The 22,048-nt window shown below is 64.7% G+C and carries 17 protein-coding genes and 2 pseudogenes; 7 read left to right on the top strand and 12 right to left on the bottom strand.

The features are described from left to right. Positions 1 to 329 precede the first annotated feature (329 nt). From AC1D1G_RS10980 to AC1D1G_RS10960, 5 genes are read right to left on the bottom strand one after another with little or no spacing between them, the layout of a single operon-like run. A complete protein-coding gene (locus AC1D1G_RS10980; protein ID WP_477952087.1) occupies positions 330 to 1,124 on the bottom strand; it encodes a DUF6339 family protein in 795 nt (264 codons plus the stop codon). Continuing rightward, positions 1,121 to 2,014, bottom strand: a complete 894-nt coding sequence (locus AC1D1G_RS10975; protein WP_477952085.1) for a hypothetical protein — start codon at positions 2,012 to 2,014, stop codon at positions 1,121 to 1,123. Before AC1D1G_RS10975 ends, AC1D1G_RS10980 begins: the two co-directional genes overlap by 4 nt. Next, entirely contained in the window at positions 2,011 to 3,891 is a 1,881-nt protein-coding gene (locus tag AC1D1G_RS10970; RefSeq protein WP_477952084.1) for a hypothetical protein, read from the bottom strand. The genes AC1D1G_RS10975 and AC1D1G_RS10970 overlap by 4 nt, the downstream gene beginning before the upstream one ends. Further along, entirely contained in the window at positions 3,888 to 4,880 is a 993-nt protein-coding gene (locus AC1D1G_RS10965) for a PD-(D/E)XK motif protein (protein WP_477952083.1), read from the bottom strand. The genes AC1D1G_RS10970 and AC1D1G_RS10965 overlap by 4 nt, the downstream gene beginning before the upstream one ends. Continuing rightward, entirely contained in the window at positions 4,877 to 7,480 is a 2,604-nt protein-coding gene (locus AC1D1G_RS10960; protein ID WP_477952082.1) for a Z1 domain-containing protein, read from the bottom strand. The genes AC1D1G_RS10965 and AC1D1G_RS10960 overlap by 4 nt, the downstream gene beginning before the upstream one ends. A gap of 297 nt (positions 7,481 to 7,777) precedes the next feature. Between AC1D1G_RS10960 and AC1D1G_RS10955 the strand changes: the two genes are divergently transcribed. After that, positions 7,778 to 8,854 carry a DNA cytosine methyltransferase gene (locus AC1D1G_RS10955; RefSeq protein WP_477952080.1) on the top strand — a complete coding sequence of 359 codons (1,077 nt, stop codon included), beginning with the start codon at positions 7,778 to 7,780 and terminating at the stop codon, positions 8,852 to 8,854. A 662-nt stretch (positions 8,855 to 9,516) separates the two neighbouring features. Here the strand turns inward: AC1D1G_RS10955 and AC1D1G_RS10950 are convergent. From AC1D1G_RS10950 to AC1D1G_RS10940, 3 genes and pseudogenes are all read right to left on the bottom strand, one after another. After that, positions 9,517 to 9,985, bottom strand: a pseudogene (locus AC1D1G_RS10950) (hypothetical protein). 62 nt (positions 9,986 to 10,047) lie between these two features. Next, positions 10,048 to 10,305 (bottom strand): hypothetical protein, encoded by a 258-nt coding sequence (locus AC1D1G_RS10945; RefSeq protein WP_477952079.1) that lies wholly within the window; start codon positions 10,303 to 10,305, stop codon positions 10,048 to 10,050. 114 nt (positions 10,306 to 10,419) lie between these two features. Beyond that, positions 10,420 to 10,755, bottom strand: coding sequence for a hypothetical protein (locus AC1D1G_RS10940; RefSeq protein ID WP_477952078.1), 336 nt, complete (start codon positions 10,753 to 10,755; stop codon positions 10,420 to 10,422). 305 nt (positions 10,756 to 11,060) lie between these two features. Here AC1D1G_RS10940 and AC1D1G_RS10935 point away from each other — a divergent pair, with 305 nt between their 5' ends. The 3 genes and pseudogenes from AC1D1G_RS10935 to AC1D1G_RS10925 all read left to right on the top strand — a co-directional run bounded on the left by AC1D1G_RS10935 (position 11,061) and on the right by AC1D1G_RS10925 (position 13,394). Continuing rightward, complete coding sequence (locus AC1D1G_RS10935) at positions 11,061 to 12,086, top strand: zinc-dependent alcohol dehydrogenase family protein (RefSeq protein WP_477952077.1); 1,026 nt, start codon at positions 11,061 to 11,063, stop codon at positions 12,084 to 12,086. A 159-nt stretch (positions 12,087 to 12,245) separates the two neighbouring features. Continuing rightward, entirely contained in the window at positions 12,246 to 12,746 is a 501-nt protein-coding gene (locus AC1D1G_RS10930; RefSeq protein WP_477952076.1) for a lipase family protein, read from the top strand. A 300-nt stretch (positions 12,747 to 13,046) separates the two neighbouring features. Further along, positions 13,047 to 13,394, top strand: a pseudogene (locus AC1D1G_RS10925) (hypothetical protein). A 323-nt stretch (positions 13,395 to 13,717) separates the two neighbouring features. Here the strand turns inward: AC1D1G_RS10925 and AC1D1G_RS10920 are convergent. The 3 genes from AC1D1G_RS10920 to AC1D1G_RS10910 form a co-directional block, all read right to left on the bottom strand. Further along, on the bottom strand, positions 13,718 to 14,008 hold the full coding sequence (locus AC1D1G_RS10920; protein WP_477952074.1) for a DUF4193 domain-containing protein: 291 nt from the start codon (positions 14,006 to 14,008) through the stop codon (positions 13,718 to 13,720). 500 nt (positions 14,009 to 14,508) lie between these two features. Then, entirely contained in the window at positions 14,509 to 14,808 is a 300-nt protein-coding gene (locus tag AC1D1G_RS10915) for a hypothetical protein (protein WP_477952073.1), read from the bottom strand. Positions 14,809 to 15,162: 354 nt separating this feature from the next. Continuing rightward, positions 15,163 to 15,873 (bottom strand): hypothetical protein, encoded by a 711-nt coding sequence (locus AC1D1G_RS10910; RefSeq protein ID WP_477952071.1) that lies wholly within the window; start codon positions 15,871 to 15,873, stop codon positions 15,163 to 15,165. A 120-nt stretch (positions 15,874 to 15,993) separates the two neighbouring features. Here AC1D1G_RS10910 and AC1D1G_RS10905 point away from each other — a divergent pair, with 120 nt between their 5' ends. Continuing rightward, positions 15,994 to 16,164, top strand: a complete 171-nt coding sequence (locus tag AC1D1G_RS10905) for a hypothetical protein (protein WP_477952070.1) — start codon at positions 15,994 to 15,996, stop codon at positions 16,162 to 16,164. Between the two features lie 141 nt (positions 16,165 to 16,305). On the opposite strand, the gene AC1D1G_RS10900 is transcribed toward AC1D1G_RS10905, so the two are convergent. Further along, entirely contained in the window at positions 16,306 to 16,515 is a 210-nt protein-coding gene (locus AC1D1G_RS10900; RefSeq protein WP_477952068.1) for a hypothetical protein, read from the bottom strand. Between the two features lie 711 nt (positions 16,516 to 17,226). Here AC1D1G_RS10900 and AC1D1G_RS10895 point away from each other — a divergent pair. Both AC1D1G_RS10895 and AC1D1G_RS10890 read left to right on the top strand, forming a co-directional pair. Next, complete coding sequence (locus tag AC1D1G_RS10895) at positions 17,227 to 19,266, top strand: TerD family protein (protein ID WP_477952067.1); 2,040 nt, start codon at positions 17,227 to 17,229, stop codon at positions 19,264 to 19,266. A 134-nt stretch (positions 19,267 to 19,400) separates the two neighbouring features. Then, positions 19,401 to 21,878, top strand: a complete 2,478-nt coding sequence (locus tag AC1D1G_RS10890; RefSeq protein WP_477952066.1) for an SIR2 family NAD-dependent protein deacylase — start codon at positions 19,401 to 19,403, stop codon at positions 21,876 to 21,878. Positions 21,879 to 22,048: the final 170 nt, after the last annotated feature.

Genomic DNA, 22,048 nt, shown 5'->3' with positions numbered 1-22,048 from the left:
TGTAGACACCCTAGCATGGTGTCTACACACCCCGTCAACCCGAGAGCGCAGAGGTACCCGACAAGCCCTACGACAGGCCGGCTGCTATCCGCCGGTGAGCCGTTTGAAGACTCGGACATGAGCTGAAGTCACCCTCGAGGAAGGCCGAGTCATGTTCGGGATAGATGCTGTTCAGTGCCGGCCGAACTGTCGCGTGAACTGATCATGGCCCACGCTCGTCTTCGAGTTCGGCGATCCAATGTTCGGTCGGTGGTGAACCTTCCGGGCCGTCACACCGCCCGGAGAGGAATCCCGGTCGTGCGCGCCGTCGGTGCGCTCTCTAGTGCCGTCTAGTCGTTTTGGGCATGTCGGCGCCCGGATGGCGGTGCGTCCTCGGCGAGGACGGCCACCGTTTCGGCCACTGCTTCGGCGACTTGTCTCCGGAGCTCGTCTTCGTCGAGGGCTTCGAACTCGACGATCACGCTCGTCCGGAGGAGTCGCTTGAGTACGTCGCGGAGAAGCTGACGGTCGTTCACGCCCCCGCGCTCGATGTTCGGCCAGGTCTCCGCGAGTGCCCGGACGAGTGCGCGGCTGCCGCCGAGTGACCTGCGGCGGGCGAAGATCTGATCGAACGCGGCTTCGCCGAATGCGTCGAGGAGTCGATAGGGCTCGACCTGCTGAGGCAGAGCGAGGAGGTGGGCACGCCACCACAGGCGTCCCCAGACGTGGCGAGTGATGTCGGTGCCGATGACTCGGTCGACCGGCGGGCTGGGGTAGCGCCAGTACGAGACGTCGGGAAGCAACACGAGGGCGAAGAAGGCCCAGATCGAGCGGACGGACGCCTCGGCTGCCACCAACCCAGAGCGCTCGTGGAGGAGCTGGGYCACCTCCAGGTCGAAGTTCGCACGATCAGCACGCCGACCCTCGCCCGGGAAACCGGCGTTCTCGGCCGCCTTGACGATTCGATCTCGGAGATCCTGCAGCTCGTCCTCGGTTACCCGACGCCCGCCCGTCGCTGCGAACACCGCCGATCGGTGAGCGAACGCGGCACGGTCCTGCAGCTGCTCGAGGGTCGCGCGCGTGTACTGCTGGTGCAGTTCGCGGGCGGCTCGGTCGAGGAGACGTGGGTAGAGCACACTGGTCATGGCGCCGCCAACAGATTCGTCGCGTCCTGCATGCGGCTCGTGAACAGCGCAGGCTCGGATAGTCGTTCACGTCGCAGCGCCTCCAAGGTGAACGCCGGGAAGGTCGTGCGGAGCACGGCCGCGAGTAGGGCGCCCAGCGACCCCGTCGGGTAGTCGACATCGTCGGCGAAGTCTTCGTGCGTGAGAGCTCGCTCGATGAGGGTTCGCTGAACGTCGGTGCGCAGTGTGGAGAGGACCCGGCGGTCGGCGTCTGTGGGCGAGCCCGCGACCGCGAGGGCGTTGACTACGACCTCCCGCCGCTCGTTGGCGAGAAGGAGGATGGACCCGAGGGCGGCAGCCTCGAGATCCTCGCCGACCTCGAGGTACCAGCTGGCCTTGGTCGGGTAGGGCAGATCGTGGAAATCGGCGATCGCGAGCGGGAACAGGACTGCGTCGCCTTGCAACCGGATCGAGAACTTGTCGTTCCACAGCACACTGCCCGGGCGGCGGGCCGCCGCCTTCGAGGCACCTCCGGTGGACCGCCGCAACGTGAGGACGGTATTGAGCTCGAGGATGCCTCCGAGCTCATCGCCGTCGAGGTCGAACTCGACGTTCAACTCGACCCCGTCGCGCGGCGGCACTCCGGCACGCCAGGCCCGGCCTCGCAGCGCGGAGGTCGACGCCGCCCAGCGGACGGTGAGGTCGACCTCCGCGTCGTCGGCGAGTCCACTGAGCCGACGCGCGCGCAGGCCGTCGACCTGCACCGGCCGGCGGATCGAGAGGACGGTGTCGTAGTCCCAATCCGGCAGTTCCCGCGGAAGTTCTTCGGTACCGTCGGCGATTGCGCGTGACCACGGTCCCGCCAAAACCACGTCCGCCGGTGGCCGGATGAACGGAAAGGCCCGACTCACGCGGCATCCTCCCCGACAGTGGAGCCGACGACAGCGATGTCGGTCACCGTGTCCAGCACCGGATCGACAACGAGGTCGACCTCGGACGGGCTCTCGACGATGCACGCCTCGGCTCGCTCCACACCCGCGGCGGTCACCCAGCAGCGAACCACGGGTTGTGCTGCGCCGGCCGGTGCCTCGTCCTCGCGGCCCTCCCACGTCGCCACGGCGAGACGAGCGCTGAGCCGAACGGGCCCCGGCCCGGTCACCGCAAACTTTTGGACAACCACGACATCACCGTCCCGTTCCTCGACGCGGGGCTCGCCGACGGCGCCGACGCGAACTCGATCACGGGGTTTCGGCGAGGAACGACCCCCTCGACCGGCACCGGAGGAACCCCCGGCGCCGCCGCGGCCGCCGCCCTCGGCAGCGTCATCGTCCCCGCTCGCGTCCAGTCCGTCAGGCTCAGCGAACGCTGCCGCGACGAGACCGCCAAGGAAGTTGCTCGCGGCGCCCAACGCGACTCCACTCGATGTCGCCGTGGTGGTCGTCGCCGGAGTCCGAAACGCCGACAGCTGTTCTCGGATCCTGGTGAAGGTGACCTTCACGAAGGTCTTGGCGTGGCCGGTCAACTGCTCGTGTACCCACTGGTCGTGGGTCGGTGGCTCGGCAGCGGCATAGGTTTCATCGAGCTCGTCATCGGCTCGGAAGACGCCCGCGTATGCCTTGTTCACCGACCCGGGTTCGGGGCCTTTGTAGTACTGGACGACCAGCTCGGGCGAGCGCATCAAGCACACATGGTGTGGATCCCCGTCCACGCCCGCGTAACTGGCGGCCAAGGGCACTGAATCGGGCGACAGGGGAACAACGACGGCTTTTTCGAGCGCGAAGCGACCCAATGGTTTACGAGGGCTCTTGCATTCCAATGTCATCGCCCGATCCGATGGCAGACGGCGGTAGGCGGAGACGAACATCCGCAGCGGATAGGTCTTTGCCGGATCGGGAACGTCGTACGTTCGACCGCCCGCGACGACCTGCGGGATCAGGCGATGGTCACCTCGCTCCGGGAGCATGATCGGCCACATCTGCCAGGCGATGGTGTCGGCGAGGTGCTGCGCTGCCGACTCGGTGTCGTCGAAATCCTCGAGATCAGGATCGAGGACGATCAAGGTGGTGCCCGACTCGCGCTCGGCGAAGGGACGCAGTCCGAGCATCTGCGCGATGCTGTCCGCTTGGTTGCCGACCAGAGGTTCGACGTGCTCACCCTGGACGTCGCCCCACCAGTGCCGCCCGGTGTACGGCCGAGCTTGCGCGTCGACGCGCTCGCGGCTGTCGTAGGAGTCGCCGAGAGCGATGCCGATCAACCGCGAGGTCAGTCCGACACCGGGGACCTCGGTGCGTGTGTAGACCAAAATCGTCCCGACCTGGGACAACCGATAGAGCACGGCCTTGCCGTAGCCGTACGTGCCGCCGCCCTGGAAGGTGTCTCGCTTCTCGCCGACATTGAGCACGAATGAGACCCAGTCCCGGCGGTCTCGCGCGAGCTCGTCCGCGCGGGTCGGCCCGCCGAGGCCTTTGGTGCCCCGGTCGACTACCGACAGCAGTCTGAGGTTCGGGGTCCGCAGGGCCTGACGGACCTGAAGGAACGGCTGGGTTTGCGGGGGCGGGGTCAGCAGGCGCTCCCATGCGGGCCGGTGGGTCGGCGAGACGGTCGTCAACTCGATCCGGTAGGTAGTCGGCAGTCCCGGCAGCCGTGCGTCCCATGAGTTTTGCGCGGTCTCTCGAACGAACACGGTCAACGGGTCCACCGGTGGCCTGCCGAGCTGGTTTCGGATGCCCTCCGACGCGATCGCGCCGGTCGGAGGGAACGGCTGGGACCACCACTGCGGTGTCGTCACGACTGCCTCATAAATTGCGCGAGCGCCTCGTCGTCGATGCGGGCTGCGGCCGCGGGTGCGCAGTCCAGATCAATGACATAGCCGATGTCCTCGACGCCGGCGGGCACCGCGTGTCCGACGAAGCTGGCCGCGACGACCCGTGGGAAGGCGGGTCCGACCTCGAAGGCGCGGTGCTCGAGGACCTCGAACAACCGCCGCGCGTAGATCTCGCGCTCTGGTTCGCGGTAACCGTACTCCAGGAGGAGCTTGTGGAAGCCGGGCGGGTCGTCCGAGAGTGCCACGATCTCATCGACGAGTTCGGGAACCGAGATCCCCTGTCCTTTACCGAGTCTGAACCATCTGAGGACCAGTCGTCCCGGCGTCGCAAGATCGAGTTGTCGGGCGCCGTTGATCTGCACCCGACGCCCCTCCACCGCCACCGTGGTCTTGACCTCCACGGCGTCGACACCGAGGTGAAAGTCCTGTGCAGTCCGCTCCGGGCCGGTCCAGAAGGCGACGGCGCCCGGGTCCTGCCGGAGCATTTCGCGCAGCACATACAGCTCACCGAACAGCCCGGCCAAGGTTGACGGCGACAGCGTCTCGCGGGCACCGGCGAGGAGCGCACTCCAGTCGGAGAGCACTTTTCTGAGCGCGGCCACGGCCTTGTCCGGGTCCGCGGCGATCCGCTCGATTACCTTGACACACAGCGCGGTGAACAGGTCGTCCTGATTTGCTTCGACCAGCTCCAGGCACGCGTACGTGCGATAGCTCTGCTCGTCCTCCAACGCCCGCCGGCGGAGGACGACCGCCTGACCGTCGAGGTCTTCTTTGAGTGTTTGCTTCGCCAGGATCGGGACGAGCAGAGCGCGCCGGTCCGAGCGGTCCACCGCGGCGAGCAATGGGCCTCGGAAGGAGTCGACGCCGACCTCGACCGTCCGAAACGCCTTCGTCGCCGGTTGTGTGGCCACCGCGGTCCAGAGGTGCTGGAGCTGCGCACCGTTGACCGTCACGAGGATTCGTCGTCCTGCTCGAGAACGGAATCGTCTTCCACCTCAACCGCGACATTGGACAAGTCAGCGCTCCAGTACTCGACGTCGGAATCCTGGCTCCCCGGACGGGGCTCAGGAAACAGGATGGTGACACCCACAACGACGTCGTCGGTCGGCGCGGCGAGCGGTCGACGGCCGACCTTGTCCCCGGTGTTGGACTCGGGCTCGATCGGATAGATCAGCAGGAGGCCCTGATTGGGTCGTTGCTTCTGGCGCAGCGCGAGGATCTCTTTGTGCGTCGCTGGCACTGGGCCATCGAGGGTGAGATCGATGGTCTCATCGCGCCGGCTGCTCAGGGTCTTGATGTCGGCGACATCGCTGAGGACCTGGTCCTTCTGCCCCAGTCGGGCGCGCTTGACCATCCGCACGGAGACTCCGCCACCCATGTCGCGGGGTTCGGTCTCGTCCCGGCCGTTCCCGATCACCGCGACGCTCCAGCGGAGCAGGGCGCCGGCCCGGACCCGCTTCGTGATGTAGCTGACGAGGCGGTCGCGGTCGCCGTCCGACGACTCCTTGTGAAACTCATAGGATCCTAGGAAGTCGATGACGTCGTCGTAGGGAACGTCGGTGAAGACTGCCGTCTGCTTCCGGACCTCCTCGTGGCGGACGCCGTCCTTGGCTGCGGCCGTCACGAGTGCCCGGGCGGCCGCCGCGTTACCGGTCAGCCACTCACGGCCCGCGTCGGAGACGTCGAAGAACCGCGACTCCACGAGCTGCCCGCCATACGCGGCGTGGGCGAGAATCGCGCTCGTCATCTTCGCCTTGGACGTGATGCTCAACTTCGGGTGCGAGCGAAGACGGACGGCGAAGGTCAGCGGGGTCTCGTTGGACGTCATATATCGGTTGATGTCCTGCCGCATGTCCGCCTCGACCGTAGCGAGGTGCTTGAACCACCCGGCGAGCTCGTCGGTCATCCAAATTCGAGGCAGATCCGCGTAGTGGTTCCGGTACCCGAACCACCGGCCCATCTGCAGCAACGTGTCGTAGGCAGACACCGCGCGGACGAACAAACTCGTGACCAGGCCCTCGAGGGTGAGACCACGGGAGAGGGTGCTGCCGCCGACGGCGATCGCCGTCACCGGGCCGGCTTCGTAGTTCAGTCGGTCCTTGCTGCGGTAGTTGTCGATGATGACGCGGGTATCGCGGACAACGCTTCGGAGCTCGTCGAGCACCTCCTCGAACGGCACCTTCTCCTCACCGAAGTCGCTCGCCGGCACCCGAGCGGTCTCCTGATCCCACGTCGAACGGAGGCGCTCCACGAACGCCGTGTCGCCGGCATCCAGTCGACCCAATGTCCGGGCACGCAGACTCAGCAGCGGCTCCTTGAACGCCTCGTGCACGCGCGTCTCGGTCGTCGTGTGCACGAGCATGGTGGAATGCGGGTTGCCGCCACCGCGAACCCTACGAGCCGCGGTGGCAAGCCAAAACCACTCCACCGCAGCACGGAGGGAGTGGGTGATCGCCGGCTCGAAGTAGGTCGCTTCTTTCTTGTTCTTCGGCTTGAGGTCGTCGACTTCGTCCTCGGGGACCTCCCGGATCATGTCCCAGCCACCGGGGAGATCCTCGGGATCCTCACCGGCGAGAAGATCGCGCCCGAAGAGCACCTCGGTGCCGTGGTAGCCCTCGGGCTGGGGCAGGTTGACGATGAAGTCGCGAGGGTAGAAATCCTCCTCGACCGACGGGTCGATGAGGAGATTCGCGAACGGCGTCGCCGTGTACCCGACATAACCGACCTGCGGGAACTTATTCAGCACGTCGTAGAGTAGCGGGTTGATCTTCGGGGTGGCGACCGTCGACTGGTCGGCCTCGTCGTCGATGATCAGCGTCGGACACTTGTCGAGATACTCCCCGGCCGAGCCGAGCCACTTGCTGAGCTTTCGCAGGACAACGGGGTTCTTCTTCACCACCAGCAGCAGACACTGCCCCTTCGCCGCGAAGAACGCCTTCGGATTCGGCGGCGGAACGAAGTCCTGGGTCTCGCTGGTGACCTGGTGCCACTGCCCCGGGTTCGAGTCGACAAGGTCCTTGACGAGTCGAATCTGAGTTTGCCGGCGCAACGAGTTGTGGATACCCGACAACACGATGAACAGTTTGTAGCCCCGGTCGGCGGCCTTCGCCATCACCGCGGTGAAGTTGGTGGTCTTGCCGGACTGGACGAAGCCGACAACGAGCCCACGGGTCCGGAATTCGTCCTGCTTCGGGTGATCGAGCAGAGCGACGACCTTCGTCGACGACTCGTCGACCGACTGAATGTTCTCCTCGCCGAAGTCCTTTTTCCGCATGGACCCCAGGAGGGCGGGCCAGTTCTTGTCCTTGTCGAGGTCCGGGCCCGTGTACCAGGTAGGGCGCCCGTTGAGGAACACCGACGGCGGCTCGTCGAGTTCACGGATCCGCAGGCTCTCGGCCTCATGCTTCGCGCGCACCAGCTTGACGACCGATTCGTCCGCGCCGAACAACCGCAGATTCTTCACGGCATCGTGCGGAGTCATCGACTCGGTGAACTTGAGGAACACCTCGTACAGCTGCTCCACCTGCTCGTCGGAGATCTCGTCGGTTGTCATTCGCCCCCCAGAACATGCGCGTCTTCACGATCGACGCTGACCTTGGTGGCAGCATCGAGGGAAAGAATATAGGTCCCCTACTTGGGCCCCGCCGCCTCGTCCATCCAACGACGCCGGGGGACGCTGGTTCGTAGCTGAAGCGCCCGGTCCGACCGGGCAACCCAGACAAGGGGCGATATTGACGCCTCCGACAAAGTCTGCAGGCGACGGATCCGCAGGCCCGGCCCGCGGAAGCTCGTCCCAGGACACACCCTGTACGCTTCGATTTCTGTCTGAGCCGCACGCTATGGTGTGCCCATGCCGCGCGCCTCAGCCATCCGAACCCTTGATCTATTTGCAGGCGCCGGGGGACTTTCCGCAGGTCTGCACGCTGCGAACAAGCGCTTCAAGCCGGTCACGGCCGTGGAAATGGACGTGGTAGCAGCCGCGACCTACGCCACAAACTTCCGCACACACGTCTACGCCGGGAAGATCGAAGACTGGCTCCTCGAAGAGGACGTGCCCGCGGTTGATGTCGTCGTCGGCGGGCCGCCGTGCCAGGGGTTCTCCTCCCTGGGCCGGCAGGACACAGCAGACGCTCGCAACACTCTGTGGTCGCAATATGCCGAAGCGGTCCACCGCGCAAGACCCAGTTACTTCATCATGGAAAATGTCCCTCAGTTCATGACGTCTCCCGAGTTCGACCTATTTCACCGGAGCACCGAGCCAGATGGAAAGCTGGCGGACTACACCTTCAATGCCGCTGTGCTGAATTCTGCACATTTCGGCGCCGCCCAAGTGCGTAAACGGACTATTGTCATAGGGTGGCATCGGGACCTGGACTCACCGGGAATGCCTGAATCGACACACCTCGAGTCGGCCGTGACTGTACGTGAAGTCCTCGACGGCGTCGCTCCGACAGTCAGGGAGACACAGCTTCCCGAGTCTTACATCGAGTTCAACGGTAAGACACTCCCGGGAGCGTTCAAATCTTCAGATCTGCACCTCAGCAGACAATATGAAGACATCTCATTGGAAAGGTTCGCCTGCATTCCAACAGGTGGGAATCGGTTCGATATTCCAGACCATCTGCTCTCCAATTGCTGGCGTAACCACAAGTCCGGCTCCACAGACGTCATGGGCCGCCTACATTGGGATCGCCCGTCCGTGACAATACGCACCGAGTTCTTCAAGCCGGAGAAGGGGCGATACCTGCACCCGACGGAAAACCGCGCGATTACGCACTACGAGGCAGCACGAATTCAAGGATTCCCAGAGGATCACCAGTGGGTGGGTTCCAAGACCGCGATCGCGAGGCAGATCGGCAATGCGGTACCGATTCCGCTCGGGTGCGCCATCGGCAAGACCATCGCGCGAGCGTTATCTAAGCGATAGCCTTCTTCGCGCTTGGTCCTCTCGGCAAGGTCATGGCCGACACATGATGACTTCTGCTGCGACCTTAGTGATGGCTGGCGCGCGACTGTCCCCGCCGCGCATGCTGGCCCAGTGTTGATCCTACAAATCCTTCGCGGCGGGCGAACGCAACTTCCGCTCGATCAATAACATCGATCTGACCTGGGCCGGCGCCCCCACGCGTCGAAACTGGCGTCCGCGGCCCTGAGCGATCCATTCTCTCGACTCGGGTAACTTCTTCATCTCTGACACAGTGAGCACTTCGGTGACGAAACCTCTGGTCATACTGCCGCAACCGTAGCCACATCGTAGTGGTCAATGCCGTTACCTGCGGATTTGAGGCGTATAGGATCTGATGGTTGGCGTAGCCCCATCGAGTCGGCGTTCTTCCTTGCAAAGCACTCCCACTCCTGCGCAGAGTGTGGCAGCGGTGCCGGCGGCCCCGGCCGGGGCTGCGGCCGAAGCGAAGACGCCTGCTCCTGCAGCGAAGGCGGTACGGGGGCGCCGAACACCGGCGAGGACATCGTCTGCGAAGACACCTCCCTCGTCGACACCGTGACGGTGGGCCTACGCGGATGTCGCCGGCCTACCTACCTCCACTGCTGCGGCCGTGGTTGCGGTGCTCGACGGCGCGACCGTGGGGTCTAAGTGTTGTTCGCCGTCCGCGGGGGTGTGGTTGCGGGCTTCGATGGCCGCGACGGTGTTGTCGAACGCTTTTCCCAGGACGCGGGTGCCGAAGACGCCGAGCACGGCCCCGAGCGCGCGTCCTTTGAGGTTTTTGCCGTCGCGGACCACGACGGCGTCGACGTCGGTGGTGCCGTCCGGCCGTGGGGTGAGGGTGTAGGTGTGGCCGGAGTTGCCGCCCCACAGGTTGGAGTCGGTGGTCGTCATGACGATGCGGTGGGGGTCGGTCCAGTCGTAGTGCAGGCGTTCCCAGGCCCCGCCGGAGCCCTCGGTGACGTCGGCGGTGGTGGTGCCGAGTCCGTGTACCTGGAGGTAGTTGTCGGCGCTGTTGCCGAAAACCGCCTCGCGGCCGGGCCCGAAGTCGGTGAGTGCGTCGAGGAATTGTTCGGGTGTCGCGGTGGTGGTCTGGTGCAGGTGGATCGTGGACATGACGTTCTCCTTGGTGGGTGGTGCAGGGTGACGGGTTGATCGGTGGGTGGTGTCGAGGGCGGTTAGAGGGGCGGCTCCGTCCCCGCCTGTTCGGCGACCAGGTAGGCGGCGTACCAGTCGGGCCAGTTCAGATCCTCTGTACCGGTGCGCTTCTCGTGCTCACCATGGGCGACTGCCGCGCGGAGAAGAGCATTCATCAGGACGCGGTGAGAATTAAATGTTGTGGCGGCGGTGGTGATGTGGCCGGGCAGTCGGTTGGTGACTTCCCGGTCGGCCCAGGTGTTGCCGTCGGGATCGGGGCGGGTGTCGGTGGTGCTCATGGTTGCCTTCTCACGGGGGTTCTCAAAGCGGGGTGATGTCGGGTGTGAGGCCGTCAGGGCCTGGTAGGGGAGCTGTTCGCCGCTGGCGCCCCCCAGGGGGGAGGAGCGGCTGCTCTACATCTGGGTGCTGCTGCTGTTCCAGCCGGCGAGGAGGATCTGGTCGAGCACGGTGGTTTCGGCGCGCCGGCCCTGCCGCTGGTCACGCTGGCGGTCGTGCTGACGTTGCTGCTGCATATCGTTGTCGCGGTCGAGTGGACTGTCGTGGGCGACGGCGGCGGCGACCGGCTGAGTGGCGTTCGGCTGTGCGGTGGCCGGTGCGGTGGCGGCTGTAGCGGCGCCGACCGGGATGAGGCCGAGCGCGACGGTCGCGGCGGCGACGGCAGCCACTCGCTTCCAGGATGAGGTGCTGGTGGTGGAGTGGGTGATCCGGTGGAGCTGTGTGGTGCTCATGGTGGGTGGTCCTCATCCGAGTGCCGCGGGCCCAGCGTCTGCGGCTACTCGAACGGTGTCCGGAAGGGCCGGGAACGTTACACCGGCCAACCCGGATCTAATGTGACGTGCATCACTACCGATGGGCGTCTTCCCTGTTTGGAGCGGGCGCGCGCGGGCCGGCAAGTCCAGGTCCCGTTGGTGGCAGCATTGGAGCGAGTACGGCTGTAGTCGGCCGCGCTGATCCGCATGTTCGCCGCCGAAGGGCGGGCCGCCGCCTCTGCGACCGAACCACCGTGAGATCTGGATCCGACCGAAGGAGCGTCATGAAGATGCGAACGATGCGGTCTGTCGTCGCCGACAAGTTGGGCGAACCGTCCGAGGTCCTGCGCCTGCAGACCCGCCCGCTTCCGGAGCCCGGTCCCGGCCAGGTCCGGATCCGGGTGGCAGCTGTACCTGTCCATGCCAGCGATCTGCATACCATCCGCGGGAGATACGGATTCACCCCGGAGTTCCCGATCGTACCCGGAATCGAATCCGTCGGTGTGATCGACGAACTCGGCAGCGGCACAGACGGTCTGACCGTCGGGCAACGCGTCCTCACGATCGGAGTCACGGGCACGTGGCAGGAGTATGTTGTCGCCGATGCCGGGCGGGTCTTGCCCGTTCCCGCCGGGATGAGCGATTCCACGGCCGCTCAGATTCTCGCCAACCCGCTCACCGCCGTGATCTTGACCGGTGATGTGCTCGATGTTCGACAGGGTGAATGGCTCCTGCAGACCGCAGCCGGTTCCACCGTGGGCCAGTCGGTCATCCAACTCGGAATGCACGTCGGCTTCAAGACCCTCAACGTGGTCCGCCGTCGATCCGCCGTCGAGGACATTCTCGCGCTGGGGGGCACCGCGGTGATCTGCACGGAGGATGAAGACCTGCGCGAACGGGTGGCCGACATCGCAGGCCCGGACGGTGTGTCCAAGGCGATCGATTGTGTCGGCGGTCAGGTGGGTGCGGACGTGTCGCGTGCATTGGCCGCGAATGGTGAGTTGGTCGTCTTCGGTGCGCTGTCCACGCACCGCCAAACCGATCCCGACAAGCTCACCATTCCGATCTTCGCGCGTTCACTGATCTACGAAACCAAGACCGTTCGGGGGTTTTGGCTGTTCCGCTGGTTCACCGAGACTCCGAAGGATCGGATGGTTGCAGCGATCGACCGGACAGTTCGTCTCGCGGACAGCGGCGTGTTGCGCGTGCCGGAGGGCCAGCCGATCCCCGTCGAAAAGTTCAGCGAAGCAGTCTATTTGGCCGAAGCTCCCGAACACGGGGGCAAACCGCTGCTGGTGTTCGAATCGTAGGAGGCGGATATTTCCGACAAACCCGAGCGACGCCGAAGAGAAGAGGACATTCGTCGGTGGGGCGAAGGACTACGTGGGTGTTGGCAGCGGGGTGATCGGTATGTGGTGTATCGCGACCGCGGCGGCGATCGCCCGGTAGACCTCTTCGGTAGTGCGTTGGTGTCCACCGCGGATCAGCCCGAGCAGGGTCTGGCGCAGGCTGCCCTCGAGGACCTTTTGTCTTCGCCGGTGATCGGGAGGTGCCCCGCGGCCGGGGCGGAGCCCCGCAGGTGCGCTGACATCCGCGAGCTCGCTCTCGAGGACCGGTGCCGGCGGTTCCTGCTGTTCCATGGTGCGTTCCGCAACGCCGGGCAGTTGGCGGCGTCGACCAGTCTGATGGCGAGTTCGGCGGCGCGGCTGGTGTTGCGGGAGAACAGTCTCCGATACTTCGAGGGGGTGCCCACGGTGCCGGTGTACATGTGGCACGGCACGCTTGATGGGCTCACGCCGTTTGATTCGGTGGCGGAGGTGGCGCGCCGGTACTGCGCGGGCGGGGCGAAGCTGACGTTCGTGCCGTACGGCATTTCCGAGCACATGACCACTGCGGTGGTGGGTTTTCCGGATGCGTACGAGTTCATCGCGGCACGTTTCCGGGGGGAGCCCGCGCCGACACGGTGCTGAGCGTGTAAGGTGCAGGGCTGCTCGGGAACGTGGCCCGCACAGTCACAGTCCGCTTCCGGGTGGCATCAGACATTTTGCGCGAATCTCATTAGCAGTGAGTCGATTACAGGACCGCACTGGAGTGGGCCCGCAAGGATCGCGCCGTGGACAGCCCATCTCCTGGCGTCATGCGGCCTGCGCGAGTCGAGTTAGGGCCCGCACCCGGGGGTCTCGCACTTATGGGCTCGCGTCGCGGGAGAAAATGCCGCTGAACTGAAGGTTCTGCCTTACCGTGGCGGTATGGCAGGTGAGGAGGCACGCGTGGTCCGGGACTTCGCGGGATGGTTGTCGTCTCAGGGCTGGACGGTGGTGACCGATACGGATGTCGTCGACATCGTCGCCGAGAAGGACGGCCGCCGGCTCTACGTCGAGGTCAAGGGTGCGAGCGCCGCGCCGGATTTGGACGTCGATACCGCGATCGGGCAGCTGGTGCGGCGGATGCCGAGCGAGGCGGATTAGTCGGTGTCGTTTGCGTTGGTCGTGCGCGATGAGCCTGGATCGGTGGACGCTGCGGGGCGGGCACCTCAGCGGATTCTGGATCTGTTGGGGATGGCGCTGTATGCAGTCGATGAGGACGGTCGTGTGCGGCAGCTCTTCGGCCGCGCATGAAGACTGCCGCCCGGCACGGAGCGGAGACCGGCCAGCAGGGTGGCCATCAGCATCGCCATGTCCCGTGATGGTTGGATAGTGCGGTGCTGGGGCGGCAGCTCAGTCGGTGAGAGCCGTGGACTCGGAACCGGTGGTCGCGGGTTCGAGCTCCGCCGCCTCCATCACAGGGCCGCCGGGAGGCCCGTGGGAGGACGACGTCAGGCGGGTCGAGTGTGTGCGATGCGGTGATATACGGCGGTGGTGGTCTCGTGCAGATCAGCCGAGACGGAGGATTGCACCGTTTCTGGTGTGGAGACGTGCGGGTCCTCGGATACTCCGACGTCTCAGGCGCAGTCCCGGCAGATCAGCTGCGCAGCGTCGGCGAGGCGGCTGCGGTGATGTACCAAAAAACAACTGGTGCAGGTGAATTCATCCGCCTGCTTCGGGACGACGCGGACGGTGAGTTCTTCACCGGACAGGTCGGCGCCGGGCAGTTCGAAGGACTCGGCGGTGTCGGAGTCTTCGACGTCCACGACGGGGGACTGGGTCTCCTTCCGGCTGGCGGTCAGCTGTTCGAGGGACGTGTCCGCCTCGTCGGAATCGGTGACTCTCGGGGCGTCGTAGTCGGTGGCCATGCCTGCTGCTTCATGCTCTGGGTATTCGGATCCGCCAGATTAGAGGGTCCGCCGCTGGGACACGCATCCGGGGCTATCGGGTGCTGTGGTTGCCCGCCACCGATGCTATCCCGCCGACGCAAGTGCAGGCCGACTCGCCGGTCTCGCCGGAGCGGCGCCGCGACGGGCGGGAGCGCTGAGGGTGGCCCGGTGATCCGTCGGCGCCTCGGTGAACCCCAGTTCTTCGTGCTTGAAATGCGATGTGTGGTAGAGATATTCATATTAAGCCTTGTCCAGTCAACGATCATCCAAGCGAGGACCCTGCCCTTTCCGGAAGTCAGGTAGGCAGCTTGCACGACATCTCTGGGTCAGGTGGGCGAACCCCGCACTGGTCCGTGCGCTTCCGGGGTGGTGGCCTGAACTGAAGGATCGTTCACAGAAAGAAGGCGAGGGCCGTTCGTTGCGGTCGGTACGCCTCACCGTCGGTGTCGTGTGTCGGCGGGTGTTGACGCTGGTGTGGGTCAGGTGGGGGAGAGGATGGCGCTGTGGTCGGCGATGATGCGGGCGACGAGGTCGCGGCCGGGGCCGTGGTCGAGTGGCAGGGGTGTGGTGGTGGGGTCGATGGTCAGGTCGGGGTGGGGTGTGATGGCGGGGTCGGTGGTGAGGATCCAGGCGAGGGTGTCTTCGTTGTGCCGGGGCCGGTAGGCGAGGCCGTCGATGTCGGGGTCGGCGGTGCGGACGGCGTGGGCCCAGCGGCGGGTGGTGACGTAGTGCCGGGCTTCGCATTTGGTGAGCCAGAGGTCTTGTCCGACCGCGGCCATGCCCGTCGTGGAGTGCGGCGGTGGTGAGGGTGCGGGTGACGGTGAGGGCGGTCAGGGTGCGGCCGGTCACGGCGCTGGCGGGCACGATCCGGGCGATGGTGGGATCGAGTGGGAGGTCCCGGCAGATGGTTTCGGCGATCGCCCCGTCGGGGCTGTCGGCGATGTAGAGGTAGGCGTAGTTGCCGTCGAGGGAGTCGAAGCGGCCGCCGGCGAGCTCGTCCGGTTGGGCGGTGGGGTTGGGGGCGTGTGGGGCGCGGTGGCTGCTGTGTACCCGCCACACCATGGTTCCGGCGGTGAGCACGGTGCGGTGCGCCGGCCGGAGTAGACCTGCGGCCGGTGGTTCGATGTTCGGCATCAGTCGGGCAGCACCGCGGCGGCGAGCCGCTCGAGCTTCCGGCCGGCTGCGGGGTCCGGGTCGGCGGCGAGGTCGGCGGGTGTCTGCCCCTTCGGTAGGCGGGTGGAGGGGGTCAGCCACCACGACGCCACACCCCAGGGGTCGGCGGCGGCGCCGAGGGCGGTGTTGACGGCGGCGACGGTGTCGCGGACCGAGGCGGTGGCCTCGTCGAACTGGAATGCCGGGTACCGGTAGCTGTTGCCCACCGGGAGGGCGACGACCTTGCCGGTGGTGCGCAGCCTGGAGGCGACGGTGCGATCGGATGCTGGCCGGTGCAGGACGGCGGCGACCTGGCCGGCGGTGAGCATGGGGTGGTCGAGGATGTGCCGGCGGGCGGCTTGCTCGAGGTCGGCCTGGGCGATGGCGTCGTCGACGAGGTCGGCGCCGATCCGGGCGGCCTGGGTGCGGTCGGTCAGGGTCGGTGCCATCGCCAGCAGAGCGGTGACCTGGTTGCGGACCAGGTGCATCTCGGGGCGGGCGGCGAGTTCGGAGGCGACGACGTCGATCAGTTCGGGGGTCGACAGGTCCGACAAACGCCGTTCCTCCGGCGAGTGCGTGCTCTGCGGGCGGTCACTGGCACGGGTGGAGCGGCCGGTGACGGTGTCGCGGCGCAGCCGGTGGCCGGCGAGCTTGTGGTGTCGCCGGGGAGAGATCGATCGGTGAGTCGACATGAGCACTCCTTGCTACGTTTGCACCGCTATATTACATCGTTGCTTTCGTTGCGGCGAGTAGACGAGTAGAGAGGGGCGCGCATGCTGTTGATCACCGCCCATTCAGGACGAAATGGGACCGTGAGTGACCGCACCGCTGCAGACGTCGAGCGTGAGCTCGCCGTGCTCGCCCAGGTGCGTGACCGACTGCGGGCTTCGGAGGGCAACGACTTCCGCATCCCGACCACCGCAGTCGACCAGGTTCTCGATGAGTTCAACAGGCTCGAACGATCACCGTGGGATCCCACCTGATGCCGTGTTAGGGCCCGGGGTGCTGGTCACTGGTGTGAAGGGGCGGGGGCACGGGGTTGGTCGCGCCCCGATGACGTCACCGGGGCCGATATCCGCTGCCACGTCACCCGCGTGCCTGGAAACCAGCCCACGTCTACAAGGTCAGGGCACRTTCCACATGCCCATCCCCGGCCAGAATGTGGTGCTGTAGGGGATGCCCAGGGTGATGGTGGCGACGAGGACACCGGACCCGGTCGCGGCGGCSRCGGGTGGCGGTGATKGCGGGGAGTTGGATGCTCGCACCTCGGCATCCCCGGTCGCGCCGGTGGTGAGGTTGCGCCAATGCACGGTCCCGGTGCATCCGGTCTCCATGCGGAAGTACGTGAGACCCGGTGTCGYGGTATSGGTTCGCGCGATGRCGCGGYCCTGKMAGATGCCCATCCACGTCGCATACTGAAACGACAGCGTGTTGCCKGCCACCGGCACKGGCAGAACCGTATCGACCGGTGCCGCGGACRCGGAAGGTGCACCGACRATCGCAGCMGTCAGCGTCGCCAGGSTTGYGATTCCGGCCGCGMGAASGCGCGGCAGACGGGGGCGCGATGAATCCTTCATGACCGGTCCTCTCGGGCGATGCAATGCCATCTTCCGCCGGACGTCCACTACGGGTTGCCGGAATCGCGGACTCCAGTGGCGACATCGGCGTGTGCGCGGCGACGGGGGCACGAGCAGAGACGGTGATCGGTCGCGGACGGGATTAGCTGCAGCGCGCGCATCTTCTCCGAGGTGCGCCGGCCCGGAGCCGCGCGTTGAACCCGCGGTTATCGGATTGCCGCCACTCCGGGGCTCACTTCTGCTGATGTGCAGTGTCATTCACGTAGATGACACCGGACGGCTCGGGAGAATCAACCCGTGGACGCCGTGCGGTCTAACGGTGACACGGTGTTTGCCAGGTGATGCCCGAGTATGAAACGAACCGATTAGTATGCGCAGTTGATGCGACGGACGTCGGTAGCCAGACTTCGGCTCTTGTCCGGCCGCGCAGCGTTGGTGCGGTTCCGGGTCGAACGAGGGTGGTTTCTGGTGGAGTTTCCGATGCTGTCCAAGGGACAGAACTTGTCGCTGCCCGCTGAGGCGGAGCAGATCGATGTGGTGCTCGGGTGGACCGAGTCGGAGGTCGAGGTCGATGCCTCCGCGCTGTTGTTGAACGCGGAGGGGAAGGTCCGCTCCGACGAGGATTTCGTGTTCTACAACCAGCCCGAGTCGACAGACGGGTCAATCCGGTTCCTGGGTACGAGCGGCACCGAGGAAGGTGCGCAGGCGCGGATCGCGATCGACCTGTCCACTGTGCCGGAAGACGTGCACACCGTGGCCCTGGTCGGCAGTGTCGCCGACGGCAGATTCGGTGATCTCGGAAAGCTCGCGCTGCGTGTCGTCGACGGCGCCGGGTACACCCTTGCCGAGTACGTCACCGCCGATGCCACAACCGAGTCGGCGTTCGTGTTCGGCGAGGTGTACCGCCGCAACGCCGAGTGGAAGATCCGGGCGGTCGGGCAGGGCTGGGAGTCCGGCCTGGCGGGTTTGGCCACGGACTTCGGCGTCGACATCGACAACGAGCCGGAACCCGAACCCACAGGTACCCCCGATACCTCGTCCGACCCTGTCGAACCCGCCGTGCCGGCGCCGCACGGGTCCGCCGGCGAGACCCCGCAACTGGTGCCCGAACTGCCCACCACACCCCCCGCACCGGCGACACAGACGAAGGCGAGAGGCCGGGGTGTCCGCACCGCCAAGCGGGCGGTGAGAAAGTCGAAGCCGGTCGAATTCACCCTCGCCGAACACGACACCTGGCAGCCGGCGCGGTTGTTCTCGGTCATCGGCGTCGGGACCGGGGAGGAACAGGAGCGGCGCGCTACCTCAGCCCTGATCGCCACCATGCAGGCCGTGCGCCCCTTCGCACGGGCGGTGTGCGCCCGGATGGGGGCCCCGGTCGGTGTCTTCGAAGGCTATGTCGAGGTGGCGTACGAGCGGGGTGAGACGAAGGTGATCTCCGACGCGGTGCTGAAGGTCTCCCGCGGCACCAGGGTGTGGACCGGCCTGCTCGAGGTCAAGACCGGCAACGGCAAGCTCAAGAAGGAGCAGCTCGAGAACTATCTCGACGTGGCRCGGAAGAAGMAGTACGACGTGGTGGTCAGCCTGTCGAACGACGTCCCCGCCRGTGCCGGGGAGTTGCCGGTGGAGGTCGACCGCCGCAAGCTCGCCAAGGTCGCGCTGCGSCATTTGTCGTGGGCGGAGGTGGCGCACGAGGCACGGATGTTGCTCTCGCACGGCGGTATCGACGATGACCTSCAGGCCTGGATSCTGGYCGAGTTCCTGCGCTACCTCGAYCACCCCCGCTCCGGGGCGGCCGAGTTCGTCGACATGGGCCGGCACTGGGTGACCGTCCGCGACGCGGTCACCGCCGGYACCCTCCGCGCCGGCGACCAGAAAGCCGCCGCCGTGGCCGACACCTGGGTGTCCCTCTCCCGYCATCTCGCGCTGCGRCTGACCGCCGAACTCGGTGTCACCGTCAAACACATCCTGCCGCGCCGTCACGGCAGCGACCCGGCGGCCCGCAATGCGGCGGTAGCCGAAAGGTTGGCCACCGACGGGGTGTTCGAAGCGGKGCTGCGGATCCCGGAGACCGCCGGTGATCTGGTGGTGATCGCGGATGTGCGSACCAACAAGATCCGCTGCCGCACCACYGTGGAGGCWCCGAACGAGGGAACCTCCGGTCGYCGGCTGTCGTGGCTACTCAGGCAACTCAAGGACGTACCCGGAGACGTTCAGGTCGAAGCGGTGTTCTCCGAGCGCGGCAACGAAGCCTGCGAGCACCTCGACACGGTGCGRGCGGACCCGAAGGTACTGACCAATGGGCGATTCGGCGACATCGTCTCCTTCTCCCTCGAACAAACCTTCCCGATGGGCGGCCGGCGGTCAGGCACCGCGGCAAGCTTCATCACCAGCGTGACGTCATCGACCGACGCGTTCTACGGCACTGTGGTTCAACAACTGCGGGAATGGGTGCCGGCAGCGCCGAAACAGAGCGAACAAGCATCTTCCGACGCCCTCGACGGAAATTGACCGACGCCGTAAGTCGCGCTCTGGTACGCGACGGGGTCGGATTAGGCCTGGGTCTCGCTCTCGGACCTCCGGGGAGTGCCGGTGCCGATTGCTCGACAACTCAGTAGCTAGATACATCGAGAAGGATGGGTGCTGTGGATCTCAAAGAGCTTGCGAGGACAATTCGACCTGAGCACACCGTATTGTTGCTCGGCGCGGGTGCATCAATCCCTTCGGGGGCTCCCACAGGTATTGGTCTTGCGCGGTATCTTGCATCAAAGTTGAATCCAAACCCGGACAGCGATGACTTGTCCGAGGTTTGTGGAATTTTCGAGAACCGTTCTGGCCGAACTGAACTCGCAAAGACTGTGCGTGATCGGCTCAGTGGACTGAAGCCAACAGGAGGTTTGCTAGCGCTTCCGGCGTACAAATGGAGGGCGATCTACAGCACGAATTTCGACCGTCTGGTCGAAGAGTCCTATCGTGCCGCAGGAATCGACTTGCAGGTGATTCGATCGAACTTCGATTTCTCGCAACCAGAGCAGAACGCTGCTGTTCTGTACAAGATTCATGGTTGCATACGCAAGGATGTGGGTTTCGGCGATCACGCGCGAATGGTCCTTACGGAGTTAGACTATGACGAGGTCGAGGCGTATAGGGATGCGCTCTTCAGTAGTCTCCAAACACACATGTACACAGCAAATACGTTGATCGTCGGTCAATCGTTGAAGGATGCTCATCTCAGGGATCTGGCGAAGAAGGTTGGTGCACTGCGACGGCAGGGGGTTCAGGGTCGCGTTTTCCTCCTTGTGTTCGACTATAACGAGGATCGAGCGCGACTGCTCGAACAACGTGGTATCGAGGTCATCTCAGGATCACTGGAAACGTTCCTCCATCAGCTTGGTGAGGTTCAGCCGACGCTAGCGAGCATTGACGTTGTTGAGTCTGAGACAAATCCGGAAATACTGCCCTACCGCCTCACAACTGCCACGATGGATGTCGCTCACGCGGTGGGGCTTCCAGCGAATCCGGTGCGACTGTTCAACGGAGGTCCCGCTACATATGCCGATATTTCCCATGAGCTGACGATTCCTCGCGCGATCGAGCAACGCTTGGAGAAAACGCAGAACAGCGCCCGTGGCTTCTTTCTTGTTCTTGCTGGCGCTGCGGGAGTCGGGAAGACTTCGCTAGCGCGCAGGCTGGTGTACCGCCGCTTTCAGGATAATTTCTTGGCTTGGGAGCATCTTAATTCCTTCCCGCTAAGTGTCGAGTCCTGGTTGGAGGTCGAGAGCTCTTTGCGAAAAGCCAATCGCCAAGGAGTGCTCCTAATCGACGACTGCGCTCAACATCTTCCGTCGGTCAACAAGTTGGTTGACGCCCTGGGCGCAATTGACCGCCCGTTCTTACGTCTCGTACTCACTGTCAACGCTTCTCAGTGGAAAACTCGAACGAAATCCAGGTATTTCTTTAGCCGGGGTTCGATTGAGCGCCTATCGCTTCTATCGGATGGCGACATTAGGGAAATGGTCAATCTGGTCGATCGCAAGCCGGAGATTCGCGAAATGGTGGAGTCTGATTTTCTCCACCTGGGCCATACAGACAAGGTGCGTAGGCTTCGTGACCGGTGCAGCGCGGACATGTTCGTGTGTTTAAAGAATATCTTCCGCACCGAGAACCTCGACAACATCCTTTTGCAAGAATTTACAGATCTTGAGGAGTCGGCTCGAGACATATATCGTCACGTAGCTGCCCTTCAGTCGATGGGAGGTAAGGTTCACCGGCAGCTCATCATGCGGTTGCTCGGGCTGGAGGCGGGTGGTCTACAGGCTCTCTTGGGACATATGGATGGTGTGGTCGACGAGTACGATATCAAGCATGATGCCGGACTTTACGGGTGGTCTACTCGACACGACGTCATCGCCAATGTTATTGCGACGTACAAGTATGCGGATCAAAATGAGCTCTATGCCTTGCTTGATCGCCTGATAGAAGGACTGAACCCGACGATACACATCGAGTTGGAAACGGCGCGGGCAATTGCTGCAAATGACATGGGAATAAGCCGGTTGTCGAGCGTTTCTCAGCAGGCTTCTTTGTTGAGGAAACTGATAACGGTCGTTCCGGGAGAGCGTACACCCAGGAGAAGGTTAATTCGACTCTTCCTTAATGCCGGAGATCTGCAGGAAGCTGAGCGTGCGGTGTCCGTTAGTCAGCGAGAGCTGGGACCGGACAACATTGTTGATCGATATAGAGCCGTACTGGCAATGCGGCGCTCCGAACAGACCGAGGGGCTTCTGGACGAGGATCGTTTGGCCATGCTTTTGGAAGCAGAGCGGATCGCGAAGCTATGCATCGGAAAGCAGCCGTATGATCGGTATAACTATCGAGTCCTTGCGGATGTGGGTATCGCTCTTGCGTCTAGGTTCAACGATTTCCGCGTTATCGACGAAACAATCATCGTCATGAAAGATGCGGAGTACGATCTCGCGGACCCCGATTTTGCCCGAGATCGTCGCGACCTCGAAGCGTCTCGTCGTCGACTGTTCGCCGAAGCGCCCATCGAACCCGTCGACGAAGGGGACCCCGGTCACGGAATTATCAGAGACGGGCTGCTGGCGGATAGTGAGGGCTGACGATGACGGCTCGGACTCGCTGTTGACCCAAGGCATACGGGTGCTCTGTACAACCAATTGATGGACATCCCGCTGCTGGTGTCGGAGCAGAATGCCGCGGGCGGCTTCGAAATGACCCCCATTGYCTGCTGAGCACGGACGAGGTGAAATCTGAGTAAGTGTTTGGAAAG

Source organism: Rhodococcus sp. P3_B8, from assembly GCF_056402775.1.
The sequence above is the reverse complement of the archived record's forward strand: the minus strand, read 5'-3'. Positions and strand labels throughout refer to the sequence as shown.

What these genes read in the sequence shown, in the direction of transcription:
- AC1D1G_RS10945 (WP_477952079.1), bottom strand. Translation starts at nt 10,305, where the DNA reads ATGAGCACCACCGACACCCGCCCCGATCCCGACGGCAACACCTGGGCC.
- AC1D1G_RS10910 (WP_477952071.1), bottom strand. Translation starts at nt 15,873, where the DNA reads ATGTCGACTCACCGATCGATCTCTCCCCGGCGACACCACAAGCTCGCC.
- AC1D1G_RS10960 (WP_477952082.1), bottom strand. Translation starts at nt 7,480, where the DNA reads ATGACAACCGACGAGATCTCCGACGAGCAGGTGGAGCAGCTGTACGAG.
- AC1D1G_RS10940 (WP_477952078.1), bottom strand. Translation starts at nt 10,755, where the DNA reads ATGAGCACCACACAGCTCCACCGGATCACCCACTCCACCACCAGCACC.
- AC1D1G_RS10920 (WP_477952074.1), bottom strand. Translation starts at nt 14,008, where the DNA reads ATGGCCACCGACTACGACGCCCCGAGAGTCACCGATTCCGACGAGGCG.
- AC1D1G_RS10935 (WP_477952077.1), top strand. Translation starts at nt 11,061, where the DNA reads ATGAAGATGCGAACGATGCGGTCTGTCGTCGCCGACAAGTTGGGCGAA.
- AC1D1G_RS10955 (WP_477952080.1), top strand. Translation starts at nt 7,778, where the DNA reads ATGCCGCGCGCCTCAGCCATCCGAACCCTTGATCTATTTGCAGGCGCC.
- AC1D1G_RS10915 (WP_477952073.1), bottom strand. Translation starts at nt 14,808, where the DNA reads ATGGCCGCGGTCGGACAAGACCTCTGGCTCACCAAATGCGAAGCCCGG.